The sequence below is a fragment of the Flavobacterium sp. UBA4854 genome, from assembly GCF_002399805.1.
Classification (GTDB): domain Bacteria; phylum Bacteroidota; class Bacteroidia; order Flavobacteriales; family Flavobacteriaceae; genus Flavobacterium; species Flavobacterium ginsengisoli.
Genome location: NZ_DHEI01000054.1, coordinates 29819 through 31819, shown reverse-complemented (window position 1 = coordinate 31819; position 2001 = coordinate 29819). Strand labels below are relative to the sequence as shown.

Annotated in this window: 3 protein-coding genes and 1 pseudogene; 2 read left to right on the top strand and 2 right to left on the bottom strand. The window is 32.0% G+C overall.

The window, feature by feature from the left end; genetic code table 11:
- Nucleotides 1-212: 212 nt before the first annotated feature.
- Together B3J44_RS08120 and B3J44_RS08115 are read right to left on the bottom strand one after the other, a co-directional pair.
- Nucleotides 213-788 carry a DUF1572 family protein gene (locus B3J44_RS08120; protein WP_286967686.1) on the bottom strand — a complete coding sequence of 192 codons (576 nt, stop codon included), beginning with the start codon at nucleotides 786-788 and terminating at the stop codon, nucleotides 213-215.
- A gap of 12 nt (nucleotides 789-800) precedes the next feature.
- Nucleotides 801-1151: a winged helix-turn-helix transcriptional regulator gene (locus B3J44_RS08115; protein ID WP_286967683.1), complete on the bottom strand. Its 351-nt coding sequence runs from the start codon at nucleotides 1149-1151 to the stop codon at nucleotides 801-803.
- Nucleotides 1152-1250: 99 nt separating this feature from the next.
- On the opposite strand from B3J44_RS08115, the gene B3J44_RS08110 reads away from it, so the two are divergent.
- On the top strand, nucleotides 1251-1889 hold the full coding sequence (locus B3J44_RS08110; protein WP_286967680.1) for a peroxiredoxin-like family protein: 639 nt from the start codon (nucleotides 1251-1253) through the stop codon (nucleotides 1887-1889).
- Nucleotides 1886-2001, top strand: a pseudogene (locus B3J44_RS08105) (DNA alkylation repair protein); the annotation flags it as partial. The gene B3J44_RS08110 and the pseudogene B3J44_RS08105, both read left to right, overlap by 4 nt.

Sequence of the window (2001 nt, the reverse complement as noted above, 5' to 3'; positions counted from 1 at the left end):
CAAAAGGATGTCGCTTCCATCAGGGCTATGGCTTACGTTTTTAGAAGTCCTTTTTTAATTAAAGAATAAAAAGAAAATTACAAGAGTTATAAAAGTCAAAAAAAGTAAATTCCGTTTTTTATTTTTAGAACTCTGCTCTTCGGTTAAGTTTGTTTTACAGAATTTAATTAAGATCCACCAACATGTCCCGCCAAAATTTGCATAATATTCTATCATTTCAATCTTTTTAATTCTTCGTCTGTAAAGTTCTTGATTTCTTTTTCCTTGGCAAACTTTTCAGCATTATAATTTCCTGATTTATTTTTCGGAATCGACAAACTATTCCATGAACTGTTTTTCAATTGTTTGGCATAAAAAACAATCTGTCCAACATGATAAGGATAATGTGCCAATTGACGATTTATGGCTTCTATAACTGTATGACCCTCATTTCGAATATAGATGATATCTGAAAGTTGTTCTGGTTTTAAACTTTGTAAAGCATTTTCAAGGCACTTCCAGCCTTTATTCCAAAGTTCAAGAACTTCTTCTTTCGATTGTAAATCATTTTCGAATTCCTCGTCACGGTTTCGCCATTCTTTTTCACCGTCAGAAGTTAAAAAATCGGTCCAGCGTGAAAGCATATTTCCTGAAATGTGTTTTACAATAGTAGCAATGCTATTGGTGTCATCATTAAACGAAACAAAAAGCTGTGTTGGTTCGAGTTGATCGATTGCTTTTTCGCCAAGCATTTTATAATACAAAAATTGTTTTTTAACGCTTTCTAAATAAGATTCATCAGCTTTCATGATTGATATGTTTTAGGATTGAAGCTCTGTTTTGTTATCTTGAATTAATGTTTTTCCCCAATCATTTAATCTCCAGAGTATTTCGACTAATTGTTTTCCAGTTTCGGTCAAAGAATATTCAACTCGGGGAGGAAGTTCATTAAAAGATTGTTTTACCAATATCCCGTCTTCGACCATTTCATTTAACTGCTGATTTAAAACACGCCGATCTACTTTTGCAATGCCACGCAAAAATTCACTTGGTCTTTTTTTGCCATCATTAATTTGCCATACAATCGGGATTTTCCATTTTCCGCTGATAGTATTTACAGCAATTTCTAATGGACAAATTTTATTTTCTGTGCTTTGTTCCTTTGTTTGCATAAAATTGACTTTTATATCCCTATGAGATAAAAATGTGCGGTATTGCCAAGCTTATATGGCTTTCCGATCTTTGCAAAAATAATCAAAATTTTAAGCCGAATGAGTGATTTAGCCAATCAAATTGAAACATTGAATGTTGAACTTTCAAAGCAAGTTCCGCAAGAAGTGTTAGGAGCTTTTCAGAAATCAATAGAAGATTTAAAAAGCCAGAATATAGAAATTAATAGTTTGAAAGTTGGAGATAAAATACCAGATTTTTATTTACCCAACGCAGTAAATAATATCGTTACTTCTGAAAGCATTTTGAAGAATGGAAAAATGATTGTTGCGTTTTATAGAGGAAGCTGGTGTCCTTATTGTAATTTAGAGTTAAGAGCATTGCAGGAAAATCTTTTGAGAATTAAGGCTGAAAATGTAACTTTAGTTGCAATCTCACCGCAAAGTTCAGATAATAGTCTCACACTTAAAGAAAAACACAATTTAGAATTTGAAGTGCTTACAGATTTAAATAATGCTTATGCAAATCAGTTAGGAATTACTTTTCAGCTTCAGGATTTTGTTATTCCGTATTATGAGATGCTTGGAATTAAATTGGAAGATTTTAATGAAGACAAAGAAAATAAATTGCCTATTCCTGCTGTTTTTGTGGTTGACAAAGATGGTGTTATTGTTTATAGATTTCTAGACGCAAACTATATGAATAGAGTTGATATTGAAGAATTAATAAATCTGTTATGAAAGAAGTAAAACGTATAGGGGCGCGATCTGCAAAAGATATTCCGCCTTATGTTTTAGAACAGCTTAATAAAGGTGAAATTGAAACTGCTAATCTTGTAGAATGGCTTGCAGT